Annotated in this window: 19 protein-coding genes, 1 tRNA gene and 1 pseudogene; 8 read left to right on the forward strand and 13 right to left on the reverse strand. The window is 67.8% G+C overall.

Features of this window, described 5'->3' with window-relative positions; translation table 11 throughout:
• The 3 genes from BLR04_RS28405 to BLR04_RS28415 all read right to left on the reverse strand — a co-directional run.
• Window positions 1-283, reverse strand: a 283-nt coding sequence (locus tag BLR04_RS28405; protein ID WP_143022251.1) for a transposase, incomplete at its 3' end; no start/stop codon positions are given.
• Window positions 284-497: 214 nt separating this feature from the next.
• Window positions 498-758 (reverse strand): Txe/YoeB family addiction module toxin, encoded by a 261-nt coding sequence (locus tag BLR04_RS28410; protein WP_090770969.1) that lies wholly within the window; start codon window positions 756-758, stop codon window positions 498-500.
• Entirely contained in the window at window positions 755-1,051 is a 297-nt protein-coding gene (locus tag BLR04_RS28415; protein ID WP_342672311.1) for a type II toxin-antitoxin system Phd/YefM family antitoxin, read from the reverse strand. The genes BLR04_RS28410 and BLR04_RS28415 overlap by 4 nt, the downstream gene beginning before the upstream one ends.
• 1,138 nt (window positions 1,052-2,189) lie before the next feature.
• Here BLR04_RS28415 and BLR04_RS28420 point away from each other — a divergent pair.
• Window positions 2,190-2,735: a transposase domain-containing protein gene (locus BLR04_RS28420; RefSeq protein WP_090770971.1), complete on the forward strand. Its 546-nt coding sequence runs from the start codon at window positions 2,190-2,192 to the stop codon at window positions 2,733-2,735.
• Window positions 2,736-2,882: 147 nt separating this feature from the next.
• Here the strand turns inward: BLR04_RS28420 and BLR04_RS28425 are convergent, their stop codons facing one another.
• The 3 genes and pseudogenes from BLR04_RS28425 to BLR04_RS28435 form a co-directional block, all read right to left on the reverse strand.
• Window positions 2,883-4,076, reverse strand: coding sequence for an alginate O-acetyltransferase AlgX-related protein (locus tag BLR04_RS28425; protein ID WP_090770973.1), 1,194 nt, complete (start codon window positions 4,074-4,076; stop codon window positions 2,883-2,885).
• Between the two features lie 15 nt (window positions 4,077-4,091).
• The gene (locus tag BLR04_RS28430; protein ID WP_090770974.1) at window positions 4,092-5,528 is read right to left on the reverse strand and encodes an MBOAT family O-acyltransferase; all 1,437 of its coding nucleotides are present in this window, start codon (window positions 5,526-5,528) and stop codon (window positions 4,092-4,094) included.
• A gap of 440 nt (window positions 5,529-5,968) precedes the next feature.
• Window positions 5,969-6,738: pseudogene (locus tag BLR04_RS28435) on the reverse strand (transposase family protein).
• Between the two features lie 146 nt (window positions 6,739-6,884).
• Between BLR04_RS28435 and BLR04_RS28440 the strand changes: the two are divergent.
• A complete protein-coding gene (locus BLR04_RS28440) occupies window positions 6,885-7,484 on the forward strand; it encodes a site-specific integrase (protein WP_090770977.1) in 600 nt (199 codons plus the stop codon).
• 56 nt (window positions 7,485-7,540) lie between these two features.
• Here the strand turns inward: BLR04_RS28440 and BLR04_RS28445 are convergent.
• From BLR04_RS28445 to BLR04_RS41480, 3 genes are all read right to left on the reverse strand, one after another.
• Window positions 7,541-7,616, reverse strand: a tRNA-Ala gene (locus BLR04_RS28445).
• A gap of 16 nt (window positions 7,617-7,632) precedes the next feature.
• Window positions 7,633-8,361: an HAD-IA family hydrolase gene (locus BLR04_RS28450; RefSeq protein WP_090770979.1), complete on the reverse strand. Its 729-nt coding sequence runs from the start codon at window positions 8,359-8,361 to the stop codon at window positions 7,633-7,635.
• A gap of 15 nt (window positions 8,362-8,376) precedes the next feature.
• Window positions 8,377-8,496, reverse strand: a complete 120-nt coding sequence (locus BLR04_RS41480) for a DLW-39 family protein (RefSeq protein WP_020542320.1) — start codon at window positions 8,494-8,496, stop codon at window positions 8,377-8,379.
• A gap of 379 nt (window positions 8,497-8,875) precedes the next feature.
• Between BLR04_RS41480 and BLR04_RS28455 the strand changes: the two genes are divergently transcribed.
• The 3 genes from BLR04_RS28455 to BLR04_RS28465 are packed head-to-tail and all read left to right on the forward strand — an operon-like array spanning window position 8,876 to window position 12,259.
• Window positions 8,876-9,088 (forward strand): heavy-metal-associated domain-containing protein, encoded by a 213-nt coding sequence (locus tag BLR04_RS28455; protein WP_090770981.1) that lies wholly within the window; start codon window positions 8,876-8,878, stop codon window positions 9,086-9,088.
• Window positions 9,085-10,014, forward strand: a complete 930-nt coding sequence (locus BLR04_RS28460) for a hypothetical protein (protein WP_090770983.1) — start codon at window positions 9,085-9,087, stop codon at window positions 10,012-10,014. The genes BLR04_RS28455 and BLR04_RS28460 overlap by 4 nt, the downstream gene beginning before the upstream one ends.
• A gap of 28 nt (window positions 10,015-10,042) precedes the next feature.
• Window positions 10,043-12,259, forward strand: coding sequence for a heavy metal translocating P-type ATPase (locus BLR04_RS28465; protein WP_090770985.1), 2,217 nt, complete (start codon window positions 10,043-10,045; stop codon window positions 12,257-12,259).
• On the opposite strand, the gene BLR04_RS28470 is transcribed toward BLR04_RS28465, so the two are convergent.
• Complete coding sequence (locus BLR04_RS28470; RefSeq protein ID WP_090770987.1) at window positions 12,242-13,417, reverse strand: MFS transporter; 1,176 nt, start codon at window positions 13,415-13,417, stop codon at window positions 12,242-12,244. The two genes, BLR04_RS28465 and BLR04_RS28470, sit on opposite strands and share 18 nt — an antisense overlap.
• A gap of 67 nt (window positions 13,418-13,484) precedes the next feature.
• Here BLR04_RS28470 and pdxR point away from each other — a divergent pair, with 67 nt between their 5' ends.
• Window positions 13,485-14,885 carry a MocR-like pyridoxine biosynthesis transcription factor PdxR gene (pdxR, locus tag BLR04_RS28475; protein WP_090770989.1) on the forward strand — a complete coding sequence of 467 codons (1,401 nt, stop codon included), beginning with the start codon at window positions 13,485-13,487 and terminating at the stop codon, window positions 14,883-14,885.
• On the opposite strand, the gene BLR04_RS28480 is transcribed toward pdxR, so the two are convergent.
• The 3 genes from BLR04_RS28480 to BLR04_RS28490 all read right to left on the reverse strand — a co-directional run bounded on the left by BLR04_RS28480 (window position 14,841) and on the right by BLR04_RS28490 (window position 17,507).
• Window positions 14,841-15,359, reverse strand: coding sequence for a universal stress protein (locus BLR04_RS28480; protein WP_143022252.1), 519 nt, complete (start codon window positions 15,357-15,359; stop codon window positions 14,841-14,843). The two genes, pdxR and BLR04_RS28480, sit on opposite strands and share 45 nt — an antisense overlap.
• Window positions 15,360-15,443: 84 nt before the next feature.
• Window positions 15,444-16,163, reverse strand: a complete 720-nt coding sequence (locus BLR04_RS28485) for a hypothetical protein (protein WP_143022253.1) — start codon at window positions 16,161-16,163, stop codon at window positions 15,444-15,446.
• A gap of 24 nt (window positions 16,164-16,187) precedes the next feature.
• Window positions 16,188-17,507: an aminotransferase class I/II-fold pyridoxal phosphate-dependent enzyme gene (locus tag BLR04_RS28490; RefSeq protein ID WP_090770995.1), complete on the reverse strand. Its 1,320-nt coding sequence runs from the start codon at window positions 17,505-17,507 to the stop codon at window positions 16,188-16,190.
• Window positions 17,508-17,550: 43 nt separating this feature from the next.
• Between BLR04_RS28490 and BLR04_RS28495 the strand changes: the two genes are divergently transcribed.
• On the forward strand, window positions 17,551-18,162 hold the full coding sequence (locus tag BLR04_RS28495) for an FMN-binding negative transcriptional regulator (protein ID WP_090770997.1): 612 nt from the start codon (window positions 17,551-17,553) through the stop codon (window positions 18,160-18,162).
• Window positions 18,163-18,171: 9 nt separating this feature from the next.
• Window positions 18,172-18,636, forward strand: a complete 465-nt coding sequence (locus BLR04_RS28500) for a GbsR/MarR family transcriptional regulator (protein ID WP_090770999.1) — start codon at window positions 18,172-18,174, stop codon at window positions 18,634-18,636.
• Window positions 18,637-18,924: the final 288 nt, after the last annotated feature.

An 18,924-nucleotide genomic window follows, 5' to 3' on the forward strand; every position in this document is an offset into this window, starting at 1 on the left:
GTTTGAGCACATCGCGCTCCATCTCCAGCTCGGCGCGCTCCTTGGCCCACTCAGCTCGCTGCCGGCGCAGCCGGGCGAGTTCCTCCCGCTCCGATTCGGCCAGCTCACCACCGTTGGTGTCCTGCTCGCGGGCCAGCCGATCCATCTGCACCCAGTTGGCCAGCGTGCCCGCATTGATGCCCAGATCCTTAGCGACCTGCGCGATTGGCTTTCCTGTCTCCCGTACGATGCGCACCGCGCCCGCACGGAACTCTGGATCGAACCTGCGTCTGGTCTCTCCCACGACCCAACCTTCTCCTTAGGTCAGGTCTCCACGCTAGAAGGGGAAGTCCAAACGCTCCCGTTGCTCAGCACGGATGTCCTCGAACGCGCGTATCCCATCGCCATCCGCCCTTCTCCGCCTGCCGTTGCTTTACATAGATCTCGTAGCGCTGCTCGGCGAGCGGGATTACCTGCCTGTACCAGGCGTTCCACGTTCCTGGCTGGACGGACGGACGCTACTTTTCGTAGTGATAGCGACAGGCGGCGATCATGATGGTGTCGTCATTGACGCGATAGACGAGCCGGTGTTCTGAGGTAATGCGCCGGGACCAGTAGCCGGACCATTCGTATTTCAGCGGCTCTGGTTTGCCGATGCCTTCGTTCTCGTTTCGGGCTATGTCAGCGATCAGCTGGTTGATCCTTTTGAGGATGCGTCGATCTTCTCGCTGCCAGTAGGCGTAGTCTTCCCAGGCAAGTTCGTCGAAGAGGATCTTCACGAGGTGGTGTCCTCGTCGGCCAGTTCGCGGACGGTGCCACCGCCGGCCTCCAGACGGGCGACTGCCTCCGACAGCCGTCTGCGGTTGACAGGAGAGGCCATCAGGTAGAGCGTCTCGCGCATCGATTCATACTCGCGCTGAGACACCATGACAACGCCTTCCCCGCCGGGGCGGGTAATGAGGACTTCTTCCTGGTCGTCGATGACGGCGTCGAGAGTAGCAGCATAGTTGGCCCGGGATTCGGACATGGTCATCACCTTCACCCTTCCAGTGTACATGATGATGTACATCATGGAGATGGCGGTGTACCCGTAGCCCAGCCCCGTCCCACTCCAAAGGGGAGGCGCTCATCAATAGGTCCCGTCTGCCCGGGTAGATGGAGACGTGAACGTAACCGTGCTCGCCGTTCGCTGGGCTGCTCGGCGTCAACCTGCTGGCGGCGTACATCACGGTCCTGAATGGCATCCGCCGTGAGGACAAGGCGCCGAACCTGCGGAGCCGCCCGGACGAGGCCTCGGCCGCTCTGGAGCAGCAGGTTACCGGCTGCTACGTCCGAGTCGGAGGTCTCATAGACATTGCCAATACCAGCCATACCAATGCAGGCACAGCCTGCGCCTCCCATGAAGAACGTCTTAGCGGAGCGAAGGCCTGCCGGGGTCGAGGCTTTGGCTCGACCGGAAGAGACGGCTGAGCCCCGTGCGCGAAGCGCCCAGTCGTGATGACCTTGCGCGCCGGAGGCGCGCCCCTAGAAAGGCAGCCCGAGCGGAGCGAGGACCGCTCGGGGCGGGATCCCGCTAGCCAACCACCCAGACGGGCAACGGGTGGGTGGAGCCCGGCCCACCTACACGCACGAAGGAGGTGGTGGAGCCTAGGAGATTCGAACTCCTGACATCCTGCTTGCAAATCGGCCTGATCACCAGGGACCACGGCCGCGACCTGGGCGAGGAACTGCCTGTGAGTGACCGTGAGTACCCCCTGTTGACCGCCCTTAATGGCCCGCTAATGGCCCGGCGATCACGCCCGCGACCTGTGCCCGGCGCGGCCTGCCTCCTGGTCCGCCCCCGTCCTTCTTGTAGTTGCAGACCCCAGGACGGGGCCGCCGTGTCAAGTCACCCCGCCAGTGGGCGGTGAGGCCGAGACCATGACGATGAACATCATCTATCGAGGATGGGGAAAACCCATCAAGACCACACCCCGCCCAAGCACCTCATCACCGACGGATGGTAAGGGGTGTAGTTCATCCTCAGCGACAGGCCGGCCGGATCAGAGCCGGGGAGCTCACCGGGCGTGCTCGCCAGCTCAAGGTTCGTGGGGACGAGCAACAACAATGTGTCGTGTCTGCCGACCCGGATGGACTCTGTCCATGAGCGGGACCTTTTGGCCGCTAGCGTCCCGAGCTCATACTGAACGAGCTACTGTAGTGCCCGCCGGATGGTGGAGTGGATCAAGGTCGGTGGGTCGGGCTGGCTGACGGATCCGGTTGGGCTGGGGGCGTTGACGTCGCTGATGCCACGGCAGATCCTGGACGAGGCAATCGAGCTGCACGGATGCCGCGAGGAGCGGGTGCGGAAGCTCCCGGCTCATGTGGTCGTCTACCTGCTGATGGCGTTGTGCTTGTTCGCGGATGATGACTATGAGGAGGTCGCGGAGAAGCTGACGGGTCTGCTCGCGGCCATGCGGGGTTCATGGTGGGAGCCGCCCACGCGTGGAGCGGTCACCCGGGCCCGGCAGCGCCTGGGGACAGAGGTCGTCCGGGAGGTGTTCGAGCGGGTTGCGTGCCCGGCTGCGACACGGGCGACCGCGGGAGCGTGGCTGGGACCCTGGCGGTTAATGGCGATCGACGGGTTCACCCTCGATCTGCCGGACACGGCCACGGCGGCGAACCGAGCCGCACGAGTTTCCGCGACCCGGCCCGACCAGACCGACCTCACGAAAATCAGGCCCGACGAACTGGCCTGGACTTACGCGATGGGATAACGGTCAAACTCGAGATTCAATCTGTGTACGCCGCTTCCTGGAACCCCACCGACTCGCGCGGGAGCCAGGTCCGAAACATCAGCAACCAGGCGACAAACGGCACGAAGCAGCGACATCCACCATCCGCACCTCTTTTCCCCGAATTCATCAGGGGGTAGTCATAAGGTGCCTCTCCAGTGCGGACAGTGTGGTTTCATCGAGCATTTCGCCGTGTCCGCCGACCCAGTATCGTTCGACCATTTCAAAGACCACAACGTCGGCAGACTTGATGAGCTCTGCGGTCTGGCCGGGCCCCACTCTTGCCGGTGAATCGCTTCGCAGAACTGTGAGGTCGGCGAAGTAGGGGGTTGTCCAAGTCAGGGAATTACGCGTGAAGGAGTCGCCAATCAGCACAGTCCTCGGCTTGAAGAGTGGTGCCTTTGTGGACGAGTTTTTGGTCCTGATCCATAACGGCGCGGCGTGAGTGTCCTGCGACCTCTCGCTGACACCATGTCTCGTCAGAGTCCACATGTCCGCAGTCTCCTGCCTTGGGCTGGCCATGAGCGGACCCAGATCGCCGGCTCGTGGTTCCTGCCCCACGTGTTTCAGTACGGTCTCGTTAAGAAGGTCGGTTTGGAGATGGGACGCGATCGTGGCTCCGTAGAGTGCGGCGGCTCGATGGTTCCAGTGACTGTCAGTCCGCCAGTAAATCGGCTGACGCATGCTTGCCTGCAGGTTCAGCAACGGCCTACGGAGATCGATGTAGCCTTCCAGGCTCGCGCTCTGTAGTGCTCGCCAGAACTCTGTCTTACGTGACTTCAAGCAGCTCTGACCGAGGAACCTTTGCGGTAGCTTGTCGGGATAGATGGTGGTCTTGTCGGGCGCGATGGTGAAGACGAATTGCCGTCCGGAGGCCCGCACAATGCGGGCCAGTCTCTCGACTCGTGCCAGCGTCTCCTCGACTGACCAGCGCGGTCTGCAAGCTTCAAGGACATCGTCTCCGAAATAGAGCCAACCATCTTCTCCCTCGATGACGCGGGGATAGGTCGGCTCCGCGCCGGTGTTGTAGGCCGGCGATTCGCTGAACATGAAGCGGGAGAGGGATACGTGTCCGCGGATCGCATCGTCTCGCAATGGCAGGCGGGCCGTACCCCATGCCTCCAGGCGGGGAATGGTCTCCCATCCCTTTGAGACGTCAGGAAAGGCGGGCAGCGGCCGGTTTTCCAGTTCGACCGCACGTTCGCCCAACACATGAGCAGCGGCCGGGGTGAAGAAGAAGAGAACGCCTGCGGCCGCGACAGTGATCTGTTTCCTTCTGTTCATGCGTGGCTTCGCCGTGTGTGTGGTGGTGGATCCGCTCATCGGTGACGCGTCCTCTTAGAACTGATAATAGAGAAAGGGGCTGAAAGTTCCGGCCGCTACCAGCAGTGCTGCGTACGGGGCGCCAATGAAGGTCACCGCGGTTCGGGCCATGGCCGGCCAGGCACCCTTTCCGGAATCGATGACGTCCCCCAGCGTCCGTGCCGGGGGGAAGAATACAACTGCGATCGCCAGAGCGAAGATGAGAGCTCGTTGATTGTTGATGGCAAATATGACGAATTCATCCGGGAGACCCGGCCGCCACGTGAACATGGCCGAGATCATCTCTGCGGCATCATCGAGAGTCGCTGAACGGAACGGAACCCAGCCAACCACCACGAGTGAGAACGTGAGGCCTCGGCGGAGAACCCGGTTCAGCTGACTCTTTGGCGGTTCGGTGAATCCCAGTACACGCTCCACGATCAGCAGTGTGCCGTGATACAGGCCCCAGATGAGAAAGGTCCAGTTCGCTCCGTGCCAGAAACCGCACAGGATGAAGATGATGAGCAGGTTCCTGTAGTTGTTGATCTTGCCGGTGCGGTTGCCGCCCAAGGGGATGTAGACGTAGTCACGGAACCACCGGGACAGCGACATGTGCCAGCGTCGCCAGAAATCCGTTATCGAGTACGCCGAGTACGGATGGTTGAAGTTGTCCGGCAGCCGGAAGCCCAGCATGACGCCGAGACCGATCGCCATGTCGGAGTACCCGGAGAAGTCGAAGTAGATCTGGAGGGTGAAGGCGATGGCCCCGATCCACGCGGTGGCGGTGTTCAACTCGCCGGCCGGGTGTGCGAAAGCAGCGTCGGCGATGGGCGCGAGCGAGTCGGCAATGATCACCTTCTTGCACAGTCCCAGGGCGAATCGAGGGAAGCCGGCCGCGAAGTCGTTGAACCGGTTGCGGCGGGTGTCACACAGTTGCTCGGATATTTCGTGATACCGAACGATGGGGCCAGCGATCAACTGAGGGAACATCGCGATGTACGTGGTGAACTGAATGATACTCTTCTGCGCCCGACGGCTCCTCCGATAGACGTCCACCACATACGAGATGTGGTGGAAGGTGTAGAAGGAGATGCCGATTGGCAGCGCTAGTTCGATGATCGCGACGGAGCCGACACCCAGCGCATGGGCAATGGCGTTCGCCTGCTGTGTGGCGAATCCGGCGTACTTCCAGACCATCAGGACCGCGAGATTCAGCGTGACGGTGGAAATCAACAGGGTGCGACGCGCCGGGACATTATCTGCAAGTTTATTCGAATCTATCGCCAGGCCCGCGGCATAGTTGACGGCGATGACGGCAAGCAGAAGAAAAGCAAAAGGCCCGGCTCCCCAGGTGTAGAAGAGTAGGCTGACTAATGCGACGATTCCGTTGCGCCACGTGCTTGGTAAAATCCAATGGGCCAGCAGAACGGCCGGAACGAAGTACCATAAGAAGATCGGTGATGCAAAGGACACGGGTTCTTCAACCTAAGCCATGAAATGTAGTTCGGTCTGCTTGCGGCAACAAGAACATGATCGCTGTGGGGCTGTCTGGGTCCGCATTTCTGTGCTGGAGGCATGGCAATGCATCTTTTGATTTATCGCAATTTTCTCGCTTGAGTTAGGGCAAGAGGGGCACCTGATCCTGGAGGCGATCTCATGGTATGTGCACATAGCGGAGCATAGGGTAGGGTGGGGTGATTTGTGGGCGAACGAGAGATTTGCCGCAGAGTCCCATCATGTAGTGGGTTGATCACTTTGCGTGGTGGAGTGCGAACGGCGGACATGGCGTTCTTTGTGTCGACCCGAACCTATGATTAGCGTAAAGCCGATATGGGAGTCGTTTAGACTAGCTCACGGGCTTCCTGATTCGATAACTCGGCGCAAGTTTGCTGCATTACTGTACTGAGCCCTTTTCATCGTCTGGCGCTCTCGTAGTTCTGCAGGACGGCGATGGCCTTGCACAGGTGGCCGGCCTTGCTAGGACTGCACCGGAGCTTGCGCAGGATGCGCCAGTTCTTGAGCTGGGCGTTCGCTCGTTCGCCAGGGCCGCGCAGGCGGGCATGTGACCGATTGGCCCGCTTCTGCGGCTCGGGCTTGTTCCTGCCCTTGTACGGGGTGATGACCGGGCCTTCAGCTCCCTGGTAGCCCTTATCGGCCGGCACGATGATTCCGGCCTGGTCCAGTTCCCGCATGATGCCCCAGATCCGGGCCGCACTCAGGTCGTGCGTCTTGCCTGGCAGCGCGCCCGAGGTCCACAGGATCGCCCCGTCCGGTGAGGCGATGACCTGGATGTTCATCCCGTGCACGCGATGCTTGCCAGAGAAGTACGGCCGGTCGGCCTTGATCCGGTCAGTGCGGATCAGCGTGCCGTCCAGCACCAGATAGTGCAGCCCGTCCCGCTTGGCCCTGTGCAACGCCCGTCTGAGCTTGGGTGAACGGGCCGACAGCAGCATCACGGTCTCTTACACATACCGCCACGCTGTCGATGTCGACACCCCGAAACCGGATCCGACCTCGTTGAAGGTCTCGCCCTTGCGCAGGTAGACGAGCACCAGCAACGCCTGCTGTCCCGGTTGAGCAGCCGCCAGGTCGATCCGATCGCCTTGCGGTGCCGGCGGATCAGCCCGGCCACGTAGTTCAGCGTTGTACGCGACAAATCGACCGCAGCACGGTAGAACAGCACCCGGAGCTCCTGGTGGTGACGGCAAGGATTGTGGTGATCAACCCGTCTACCAGGGGCTCTACTACGTCATCAGGCGAACGCCGGACCCGCGATCATGCTGTGATCAGCACCTCTGCGTCACGGATGAAAAGGGCTCAGTGTCTCAGGTGTTCGAACTCGCCGACCGGATGGCGGACATGCGGTTTCGGGCGCTGATCCTGCTGGCCACGTTCGCAAGCCTGCGCTGGGGTGAGGCCATCGCGCTTCGGCGGCATGACCTCGACCTGGTCGCGCGCACGGTCCGGGTCCGGGAACAGCTCGTCGAACTCGACGGCGGTGAGATGCGCCTGTGCCCGGTCAAGTCCAGGGCCGGCCGCCGCACGGTCGGCATCCCTGCGGCGATCATCCCTATGCTCAGCGAACACCTCGCGTCCTACGTCGCCCACGAAAACGACGCGTTCCTGTTCCTCGGGAAGAAGGACGGGTTCCTGCGTGGAGGCAACTTCCGGCGTGCCGCGAAGTGGGGAGAAGCGCTCAAGGAGATGGGACTGACGGGCCTGCACTTCCACGATCTTCGCCACACGGGGAACACGCTGGCCGCGCAGTCAGGGGCGAGCCTGGCCGATCTCAAGGCACGGATGGGGCACGACAGCGATCGGGCCGCGCTGATCTACCAGCAAACGACCAAGGACGCCGACCAACGCATCGCCGGCGCTCTCAGCGCACGGGTGGAGGCGGAGAGGAAAGATCGCCGTCCTGACGGCTAATGGCCCGTTAATGGCCCGAGCACCCCGCCGCAAGATCAGTGGCGGGGTGTTTTGGCTGGTGGAGCCTAGGAGATTCGAACTCCTGACATCCTGCTTGCAAAGCAGGCGCTCTGCCAACTGAGCTAAGGCCCCTTCGAACGAAGATAGCTTACCCGGCTGAGGATGCCACGTGCGTCGCGCCGAGGTCGTCGCTCAGGATCAGGTCGGGAACGTGGGCGATCGAGTCGACGATGTGGGTGGCGCCGCCCTTGAGCAGGCGTTCGCGGCTGTGGACGCCAGTCATCACGCCGGCCACGATCGAGGCCCCGGCACGCTTGCCGCACAGCATGTCGCTCTCGGAGTCGCCCACGACGGCCACCTGGCGTACGTCGTCGACGCCCAGGCGCAGGACGGCGTGCAGGATCATGTCGGGCCATGGGCGGCCGCGGCCGCCGGCGTCTTCTGGCGAGATGGCCAGGTCGATCTTGTCGTGCCAGCCGAGCACGCTGAGGACGCGGCTGAGTGTCGTACGGCTGAAGCCGGTGATCAGGGCGATCTTGAGGCCGGTGCCGCGGAGCTTCTCGAAGACCTCCAGGACCCCGGGCACGGGTACGAGACCCGCACGCTCGATCGCCCCCTGGTAGGAGCGTTCGAACGTCAGGTTCGCCGCCTGGGCCTGGGCCTCGTTCCCCGGGAAGATGCCGCGGAACACGTCGATCTTGGGGCAGCCCCGGGACCGGTGCACGTGAACCATGGCACGCGCGTACGCTCCGGTCCCGGGCACTATGCCCTGGGTCGCGATCGCCTCGGCGAAGGCGCGCTCGACCATGGCGATGTCACCGACTGTGGTGCCCGCCAGGTCAAGGCAGACCAGCTTGATGGGAACGACGTCACTCATCGCCTCGCCGGTCGGTCAGTTCTCGCTGCCGGTCGCCTCGGTCCAGAGGTCGAGCTCTGCGCGGTCGGCCTGCACCTTACGCCAGATCAGCAAGCCCCCAAGAGCGATCAGCGCCAGAACGAGCAGCTTCTTCACGGTGTGACCCCACTTCTTCGACGGCCTCACCTGCCGGGGTGAGACCCAACGGTTGACAAGCAGCCTAGCAAGGTATGGCTGCGCTCCCTGTGTTGCGCACAGACCAGATGTACGGAATGCGCGATGGGTAACCCTTCACCCCCAGGTGAGGTGGGTCCACACGACGAACATCCCGGATGCCGAATCGATGAACAACAGCCTGATCATGCCAAATAACCCGACGACACGCGCATCCACACCTGTCAGCCCAGAGTGTTGACATACCCCCCACCCGTAAATTACGTTCCTCACAACGCCAACCGATACCCTAGGGGGGTACGGTGTTAGACTGTAGGCGAACAATGAAGAGACACCGCACGACCTACCTGAGGAGACAGTTGTGAGCACCGCCACCTTCACCGTCACCGGCATGACCTGCGGCCACTGCGTGAGCTCCGTCAAGGAGGAGGTCAGCGAGGTCGCCGGCGTCACCGGCGTCGAGGTCGACCTGGCGAGCGGCCTGCTGACCGTCGACAGTGACGGCCCCCTCGACGAGGCGAAGATCGCCGCCGCGGTCGAGGAGGCCGGATACGCGTTGGCAGGGCAGTCGTGAACACGGCCGCCAAGCTCGGCGTCTACATCCTGGGGCTCGCCGTCGTCTTCGGCGGCGCCCTGGGCGTGGGCAAGGCGACAGGGCAAGCCGCGAGCCCAGTGGCGATCACAACGGCGAGCCCAGGGACGAACGGCCATGCGGCCATGACCCAGCGGACCACCGAGAGCCACACCGAGCAGGCGAAGAGCAACACCCCCGGAGGGCTCCAGGTGTCCGAGAACGGCTACACCCTCGACCCCGTCACCCCGATCGCGACCGGCGACCCGGCCGAGTTCAGGTTCACCATCATCGGCCCCGACGGCGACCCGGTCACCCGCTACCAGGTCGAGCACGACAAGAAGCTGCACTTCATCGTCGCCTCCCGTGACCTGACGAGCTTCCAGCACGTCCACCCCGAGATGTCCGCCGACGGCACCTGGTCGGTCAAGCTGGCCGTGCCGAAGCCCGGCTCCTACCGCGCGTTCGCGGACTTCGCGCCGGAAGGCGGCGAGAAGCTCACGCTGGGCGCCGACCTGCAGGCCGCGGGCGACTACAAGCCCGAGCCGCTCCCCGAGGTCAGCCGTACGGCGAAGGTCGGCGACTACACTGTGGAGCTCGACGGCGACCTGGTCACCGGACAGTCCAGCAAGGTCACGCTGACGGTCCGCAAGGACGGCAAGCCGGTCACCGATCTGCAGCCCTACCTCGGCGCGTACGGTCACCTGGTCGCGCTGCGCGCCGGCGACCTGGCCTACCTGCACGTCCACCCCGAGGAGAGCGCCGCGGCCGGGCCGGAGGTCACCTTCTACGTCGAGGCGCCGAGCCGCGGCGACTACCGCCTGTTCCTCGACTTCCAGCACGACGACAAGGTCCGTACGGCCGCCTTCACGGCCACGGCCGCCACCGCCGACGGCCACGCGCCGTCCACCACCCACGGCCACGGCTGACCGCAGGGACGCGAAGAAAGGAGAGGTCATGTCTTCCCTCACCGACACCGAGGAGAGAGCCGTCGAACTCACGATCGGCGGCATGACCTGTGCGTCCTGCGCCAATCGCATCGAACGCAAGCTCAACAAGCTCGACGGCGTCAGCGCGACGGTCAACTACGCCACCGAGAAGGCCAAGGTCACCTTCACGACCGAGATCGACCCGCAGGTCCTGATCAGCGAGGTGGAGAAGGCCGGCTACACGGCCGCGCTGCCCGCCCCGCCCAGAGCAGAGGACGCCGAGCAGGCCGAGGAGGCCGGGCCGGTCGACGAGCTGCGCCGGCGTCTGATCACGTCGGTGGTGCTGTCGGTGCCGGTCGTGGCGCTGGCGATGATCCCGGCGCTGCAGTTCACCTACTGGCAGTGGCTGTCGCTGACGCTGGCGGCACCGGTGGTCGCGTACGGAGGCTGGCCCTTCCACAAGGCCGCCTGGACCAACCTGCGCCACGGCGCCGCCACCATGGACACCCTGATCTCGCTCGGCACGCTGGCCGCGTTCGGCTGGTCGGTGTGGGCGCTGTTCCTCGGCGGGGCGGGCATGCCGGGCATGACGCACCCGTTCTCGTTGGCGATCGAGCGCGGCGCGGGAGCCGACGCGATCTACCTGGAGACCGCGGCGGCGGTGACGGCGTTCATCCTGGCCGGACGCTACTTCGAGGCCCGCTCCAAGCGGCGGGCGGGAGCGGCGTTGCGGGCGCTGATGGAGCTGGGCGCCAAGGACGTCGAGCTCGCCGACGGCCGGCGGGTGCCGGTCGAGCAGCTCAAGGCAGGCGACCGGTTCGTGGTCCGTCCCGGGGAGAAGATCGCCACCGACGGCGTGGTCGAGGAAGGCTCCTCGGCGGTTGACGCCTCGATGCTGACGGGCGAGTCCGTCCCGGTCGAGGTCAGGCCGGGCGACGAGGTGACCGGCGCGACGGTGAACGCGGGCGGCCGGCTGGTCGTCCGGGCCACCCGGGTGGGGTCCGACACGCAGCTCGCGCAGATGGCGCGGCTCGTGGAGGAGGCCCAGACGGGCAAGGCGAAGGTGCAGCGGCTCGCCGACCGCATCTCGGGCGTCTTCGTCCCGATCGTGATCGCGCTGTCGGTCGGCACGCTCGGCTACTGGCTCGGTACGGGCTCCGGCGCGGTGGCGGCGTTCACCGCGGCGGTGGCGGTGCTGATCATCGCCTGCCCGTGCGCGCTCGGTCTGGCGACGCCGACGGCGTTGCTGGTCGGCACCGGCAGGGGTGCCCAGCTGGGCATCCTGATCAAGGGTCCCGAGGTGCTGGAGTCGACGCGCCGGATCGACACGGTCGTGCTCGACAAGACCGGCACGGTCACGGCGGGCACGATGACCCTCACCGCCGTCCACCTGGCCGAGGGCGAGACCCGCGACGAGGTGCTGCGGCTCGCCGGGGCGCTGGAGCACGCCTCCGAGCACCCGATCGCCCGCGCCGTCGCGAGGGCGGCGGACTCCGCCGCGACGGTCGACGACTTCACCAACGTCGAGGGGCTCGGCGTGCAGGGCGTCGTCGACGGCCACGCGGTGCTCGTCGGCCGCCCCCAGCTGCTCGCCGAGTGGTCACAGCACCTCCCGCCGCGGCTCGTCGAGGCGATGGAGGCCGAGCAGTCCGAGGGACGTACGGCGGTGGCGGTCGGCTGGGACGGCAGGGCGCGCGCGGTCCTCGTGGTGGCCGACGTGGTGAAGCCCACCAGCAAGGAGGCGATCGCCGAGCTCAAGGCGCTGGGCCTGACCCCGGTGCTGCTGACCGGCGACAACGAGACCGTGGCCCGCACTGTGGCCGCCGAGGTCGGCATCGACGAGGTGATCGCCGGAGTGCTGCCGACCGGCAAGGTCGACGTGGTCAAGCGGCTGCAGTCGGAGGGGAAGGTGGTGGCCATGGTGGGCGACGGCGTCAACGACGCCGCCGCGCTGGCCCAGGCCGACCTCGGGCTCGCGATGGGCACGGGCACCGACGCGGCGATCGCCGCCTCCGACCTCACGCTGGTGCGGGGCGACCTGAAGGTGGCGCCCGACGCGATCCGGCTCGCCCGCCGTACGTTGGGAGTCATCAAGGGTAACCTTTTCTGGGCGTTCGCCTACAACGTGGCCGCGCTGCCGCTTGCCGCGCTCGGTCTGCTCAACCCGATGATCGCGGGCGCGGCGATGGCGTTCTCCAGCGTGTTCGTGGTCAGCAACAGCCTGCGGCTACGCCGGTTCCAGTGACCGGCGCGCCTCGGCCCGCCTGATGGCCGGCGCCATCGCGGCGCCGGCCGCCACGAACACCGCCCCGAGGAGCAGCCAGCCCGGCGTCCCGCCGCCGATGACGACGGTGGTGAGCACCGCCGGCCCGAGCATCCTGGCCACGGCCGTGCCGGTGCCGAAGAACGCCTGGTACTCCCCCTGCCGGTCGTCCGGCGCGAGGGTGAAGCTGATCTCCCACGCCCCCGACGCCAGCAGCATCTCGGCCGCGACCTGCAGCAGCACGCCGGCGATCAGCCACAACCAGGCGGACGAGCTCATCGCGAAGACGGCGCAGGCCGCGAACATCACGAGCCCCGCGAGCCGGACCGCCACGGAGGCGTCCCGCAGGCCCTTGACCCGCCGGGCGACGCGCACCTGGAAGAGCAGGACGCCGACGGTGTTGATGAACAGCAGGGCCGAGACCATCCAGGACGGCGCGTCGGTGCGGGTCGCGATCCACAGCGGCACGATGAGGCTGAGCAGCGGCATGTAGAACATCATCACCGCGTTGATCATCGTGACCAGCGCGTACGGCCGGTCCTTCAGCACTCCCCACCGGCTCGTCGGCGATGCCTGGGTCGGCGGGACGGCGGGCAGCCGGAGCAGCACCAGAGCGGCCGCCACGAACGTCAGGGCGTCGAAGGCGAGCAGCGCGAGATACCCCTCCCGGGTGTCGAGGTGCAGGGCGAGCCCGCCCAGCGCCGCGCCGACGGCCAGGCCGCCGTTGAGCGTGGCCTGCAGCACGGCCCGCACGACGGTCCGCTCGGAAGGTTCGACCAGGGCGGCGAGCAGGGCCTGGCGGGCGGCAGACAGGCCGGTCTGCGCGGTGCCGTACAGGCAGGTGGCCACGACGAACAGCGGGAACGAGCGGACGACGAGAAAGCAGGCGACGGCGGTCGCGGTGGCCAGCGCGAGCAGGACGGCCACGCCGCGGGGTCCGCGCCGGTCGGCCAGGCGCCCGAGCGGTACGCCGGCCACCGAGCCGACGGCCCATCCCAGGGTCAGGCCGAGCCCGATCTCGGTCGGGGACAGCCCGACGATCCTCGCGAAGTAGAAGGCGGACGTGACGAGGTAGATGCCGTCGCCGACGGAGCTCGCGAGCTGCGCGTGCGCCAGGGTCCTGCGGGAGGAAGCGGTCATGCCTCGATCATGTACCGGCACTTGTCCCAAGATAAGATCCAATTTACGGCGATCTGATTGGGCCAAGATGGACGTGCACATCAGCATCGAAGGCCGCGGTGACCTGGCCGCACAGGTCTACCGGCAGCTGCTCGACGCCATACTCGACGGCCGCCTGCGCTCGGGCGAACGGCTGCCGCCGACCAGAGAGCTGGCCCGCCGGCTGGACATCTCGAGGAACACCGTGGCGCTCGCGTACGACCGGCTGGTCGCGGACGGGTTCCTGGTGGGACGGGCCGGCGCGGGAACGTTCGTGTCGGCCGCGCCGGTGCGCGGCCGGGCCGCCCCCAGAGGGGCGGTGCTGCCGCGCGCGTCATGGAACGCCGTCGAGACCCCCCGCGACACCCAGACCGCCCGGTACGACTTCCGCGTCGGCGTCCCCGACGGCCGGCTGTTCCCCATGCAGACCTGGCGCCGGCTGGTGAGCCGCGAGTTACGGACGGGCGCCGCCGCCTACGACGCCCCGTCCGGTCACGAGCCGCTGCGCGCGGCCGTGGCGCGGCACGTCGGCCTCAGCCGTTCTGTCCACGCGGGTCCCGACGACGTGCTCGTCACCAGCGGTGCGCAGCAGGCGCTCGACCTCGTCGGCCGCGTTTTGATCGAGCCGGGCGACGTCGTGGCCGTCGAGGAGCCCGGCTATCCCCCGGCCCGTGCGCTGTTCCGCTCGCTCGGCGCCCGCGTGGCCGGCGTTCCGGTCGACGACGAGGGCATCGACGTCCAGGCGATCCCGCGTTCTGCCCGCATCGTCTACGTCACGCCGTCGCACCAGTTCCCGCTCGGCACGCCCATGTCGCTGGCCCGCCGTACCGCCCTGCTGGCCTGGGCCGAGCGTCGCAGCGCGGTCGTCATCGAGGACGACTACGACAGCGAGTTCCGCTTCGGCGAGCGCCCGCTCGAACCCCTCCAGAGCCTCGACCGCGCCGGCCGCGTCATCTACGTGGGCTCGTTCTCCAAGACGCTGCTTCCGATGCTGAGGATCGGGTTCCTCATCGCGCCCGCCTCGCTCGCGCCCGCGCTGCGCGCGGCCAGGCAGCTGTCGGACTGGCACGGCGAACTGACCACCCAGGCCGCACTCGCGCGCTTCATCGACGAGGGCCTGCTGGCCCGGCACATCAGGAAGGCGACCCGCGAGTACGCCGCCCGCCACGCCGTCATCGCCGAGGCGCTGGCCGGCGACGAGCGGCTGCGCCTCGTCCCGTCGAGTGCGGGCCTGCACCTCTGCGCCCGCCTCTCCCCCGGCGTGTCCGTACGTCCCGCGCCTGGTTTGGTGGCGTTCGAGGAGTTGGCGGCGTACTGCGGCGAGGAGCCGGCGCAGCGCGGGCTGGTGCTGGGCTACGGCTCGATCGGCCGCGACGACATCCCGGAGGGGCTGCGCGTGCTCAGGTCACGTATGTCGGCGGGTCCAGAAACGCCGGGCTCGCTCGCCTGACATCTCGGGGTCGTCGGGCGGAGTCGGCGGTTGCACGATGACGACCGTCGTGCGGGCGTGCCGCGCGCAGTACATGCTGGTCGAGGGCAGGAAGACGCGGCTGAGCAGCCCGCGTCTCCCCCGTCCGAGCACCAGCAGGTCTCCTTCGCGCGCCAGGTCGACGAGGTGGTAGCCGGGGTCTCCGACCCGGGCGACGACGACGGTGGTGATGTCGTCGGGGACGCCGCCCGCGACGTCCTCGAACACACCCTCCACCACCTCGGTGCAGCGCGCCTCCTCCCCTGCCCGGATGGCGTGCTGGACGGGCAGCGCCTCGGGGAAGGGATGGACGGGCGCGCGGCTGACGTGCACGGCCACCAGGGCCATCCGGCGTAGCCTGGCCGCCCCGATGGCCCAGGCCAGCGCCCAGCGCGCGGCCGGCGATTCGTCGACCCCGACGATCAGCCGCGCGCCACCGGGCAGTTCCTGATCCACGGTGCCTCCTGTTGAAGTACGACCATAGTGCGCCACCTGACCGGTTACCGGGAGGTGGCACTTCGGGAACTGGCCCGCGGGGCTCTAGACGAGCCGCAGCAGGCCCTCGTACAGAGCTGCCCTCTCGTCGGCGTTCAGCACGCCGTACGGCTGACCGGCCAAGCGATTGGTCTCAGCCTCGATCCTGGACCGCAGCGGCCCGTCCGCCAGGCCGACGATCTCGGACGCGGACAGGCCCGCCGCCGTCCATGCCGCCGCGTGGGCGTCGGCCCGGTGGTAGCGGAGCACGGCGAGCCGGTTGAACAGCAGCAGCCCTGGTCCTGCGCCGTCCGGCTCATATGGGGGCGCGACCACATCGAGCGCGCCGCCGGGCAGCCGTTCTGCGGCGTCGAGCACCCGGCCCACCAGCGCGGCGAGGCCCGGCAGGTCGTCGCCCGGCCAGACCTGACCGGCCGCGGTCTCGTGCAGCTCGTAGAGCCGGCGGACGAACTCCGCGCCCTTGGCCGTGAGCAGGAGCAGGCCGCCGGCGTCCTCGGTGAGGGTGCCCTCGCGCAGGTGCTCGCCGGCGGCGGCCGCGTGCTCCGCCGGGTCGCCGTACCGGAGGACGGCGGCCAGATCGCGGCGGGACAGCGGGCGGAGTGGAAGGACGAATCGCAGGTCCGACAGGAGGCCGGGGTGGACGTCCGATGCCTCGGACAACTCGGCGACCGCTCGGGCGGCCGCGGCGTGCACGTTGACGTGGGCGGCGCCGATGACAGGCGCGATTTCCGCCGCATACTCCAGCATGTCACGAAATTTCGGCATCAGGTGGATTATGCCGCCTTGATGTCAGCCGTATCGGCCGTTACGGGTGGGACGCAGCGCGGCCGCCAGGTCGGCGCCGAAGGACGCGATCTCCTCAGGACGCAGCGACGAGATCGTCACGCGCAGCGCGGGAGGCGTGCCGATGCGGTTGCGGGCGCCGGGCGCGCAGGCCCAGCCGCGGGGGAGCAGCCGGGTGATCGCGGTGGTCTCGTCCGCGACGGGCACCCACACGTTGATCCCGCTGCGCCCGTACGCGCGGATGCCGTGCTCGGCGAGCGCCTCGACCAGCCCGTCCCTGCGCCGCGCGTACGACGCCGCGACGGCCGCCGTGTCCACCGCCCCCGTACGCCACAGGTGGGCGACGGCGCGCTGCAGCAGCAGGCTCACCCACCCGGCGGACAGACGCTGGCGTCCGCGCAGCCGGCCGAGCGTGACCGGGTCGCCGGTGACCAGGGCCAGGCGCAGGTCAGGGCCGAGCGACTTGGCGGTGGAGCGGGTGAGGACCCACCGGCTCGTCACACCCGCCAGCGGGTGCAGGGGGAGGTCCACGAATCCGGAGCCGTGGTCGTCCTCGACGAGCAGCACCTCAGGGTGCGCCGCCAGCAGCTCCCGCAGCTCGGCGGCACGTGCCGCGGTGACGGCGGCGCCGGTGGGGTTCTGGGCGCGCGCGGTGATCACCACGGCCCGCGCGCCCGCCCGCAGGGCCCGGTCGAGCTCGTCAGGCAACGGGCCCTCGTCGTCGAGCCGCATCGGCACGGGACGCAGGCCGAGCACGGTGACGAGATCGAGCAGCGCCGTCCAGCCCGGGTCCTCGACGGCGATCGGGTCGCCCGGCCGCAGGTGCGCGGTGAGCACCCGCTCGACCCCGTCGAGCGTGCCCGACGTGATCGCCAGCGGCCCCTCGGGGACACCGTCGGCCCGCAGCCTCGCCCCGGCCAGTGCGAGAAGCTCCGCGTCGTCGCCGGTGCCGTACATGGCGGGCCGTCGCTCGTGCGCCCGCGCGGCGGCGGCCAGCGCGTCGTGCAGGGGAGGGAGCAGCGCAGGGTCGGGGTTGCCTGTGGACAGGTCGCGCACGCCAGGCGGCACCTCGATGCGGATCTCGTCGCGGAAGGTGGTGGCCGGCCGCTGCCTGACACGGGTGCCGCGCCGCCCGGCCGTCTCCACGACGCCGCGCTCACGCAACAGCCGGTACGCGGCCGCGGCCGTGCCCGCGCTGACCCCCGCCTGTGCGGCCGCCTCGCGCACCGGCGGCAGGAGCGTTCCTGGCGCGAGCCGCCCGTCGGACACGGCGGCTTCGACCCCGGCCGCGATCTCGCTGGCCGTCCCGCCGACCATGGGATACATTTCTAGCACAAATTCTATTATGTACTAATACAAAGAGGTACAGGTGCTCATCCATCCTTGGGACGCCGCCCGCGACGACGCCGAATGGCAGGACTGGCTGCGTACGCGTGACTTCGGCCAGATCGCGGCCAACGGCGTGGACGGCGCGGCCCCCGTGGTGGTGCCGACCCACTTCCGGTACGACGGCGACGAGGTCGTGCTCCACCTGGCCCGGCCGAACCCGATCTGGGCGGCCCTGGAGGCCAACCCGGCGGCGGTGGTGACCGTGCACGACGAGTACGCCTACATCCCCAGCGGCTGGCGCGGCGAGTCGCCGCAGACCGGCGTGCCGACCAGCTACTACGCAGCCGTGCAACTCGTCTGCCGGGCGGAGATCGTGGACGACCGGGAGGGCAAGGCCGACATCCTGCGCCGCCAGCTCGCCCACCACCAGCCCGACGGCGACCACGGCGAGATGGCCGCCGACGCGGGCCCGTACCACAAGAGGCTGTCGGCGATCCGCGCGCTGCGACTGCTGGTCACCGACGTAAGGGCCAAGTTCAAGTACGACGGCCAGCACCCCGCCGAGCTGCGCGAACGCGTGACGGCCGGGCTCGCGGGACGCGGCCTGCCGGGCGACGCGGCAGTCCTGCGCCGGCAGCGCGCGAGGACTTAGGGTGACCGCATGCGCGACGGCCCGGACCTCACCAAGGTGCTCGACTGGGTCGAACGCGTGGCGGCGTTCGCCTCAGGAGAGTGGGGGCTCACTCCGGTCACCGGCCGTGTGCTGGCCTGGCTCATGGCCTGCGCACCACCGGAGCAGAGCGCGGCGGAGATCGCCGGAGCCGTCGGCGCGAGCCGCGCGTCGCTCACCACGAGCCTGCGCCTGCTGACGTCGGCCCGGATCGTCGGCAGGGTCCACAGGCCCGGCGACCGCACGGTCTACTACCGCCTCGAGGACGACGCCTGGAGCACGATCATCGAGCGGCAGCTGACGGCGTTCACGGTGTTCGACCGGCTGGCCGCCGAGGGGCTCCGGCTCGGCTGGGCCGACGACGAGCAGGCCGCGCGCATCCGCTCGGCCAGGGACTCCATCGCCGCGTTGCACCGCCGGCTCGACCCTCCCGCACAGCCTGTGGATAACCAGTAGAACCTGTGGACAACCCGCCTTCTGGCCGGAGCGCCCTGTGACCGGTTCCCAAGCCCGCTCCAAGGGGGCGGCAAGCACCTCCACCGAACACCCCTGCAGACCCCCGTGCCGACCCGGCGTCCGCGCAGCTCAGCCAGGCTTCACGAAGCCCGTACCACACGTGTGCGACGCCGCTGTCGCCCGCCGATTCGGGCCTCGCGGACACTCCCGTTCCGGCCGTCCGGAACATCGTCCACAGGGCTGATCGAGCATGTGCACACACCTGTGGATGAACACTTCGGCGGCCGC

This window comes from Nonomuraea maritima, assembly GCF_900100395.1.
Taxonomy (GTDB): Bacteria; Actinomycetota; Actinomycetes; order Streptosporangiales; family Streptosporangiaceae; genus Nonomuraea; species Nonomuraea maritima.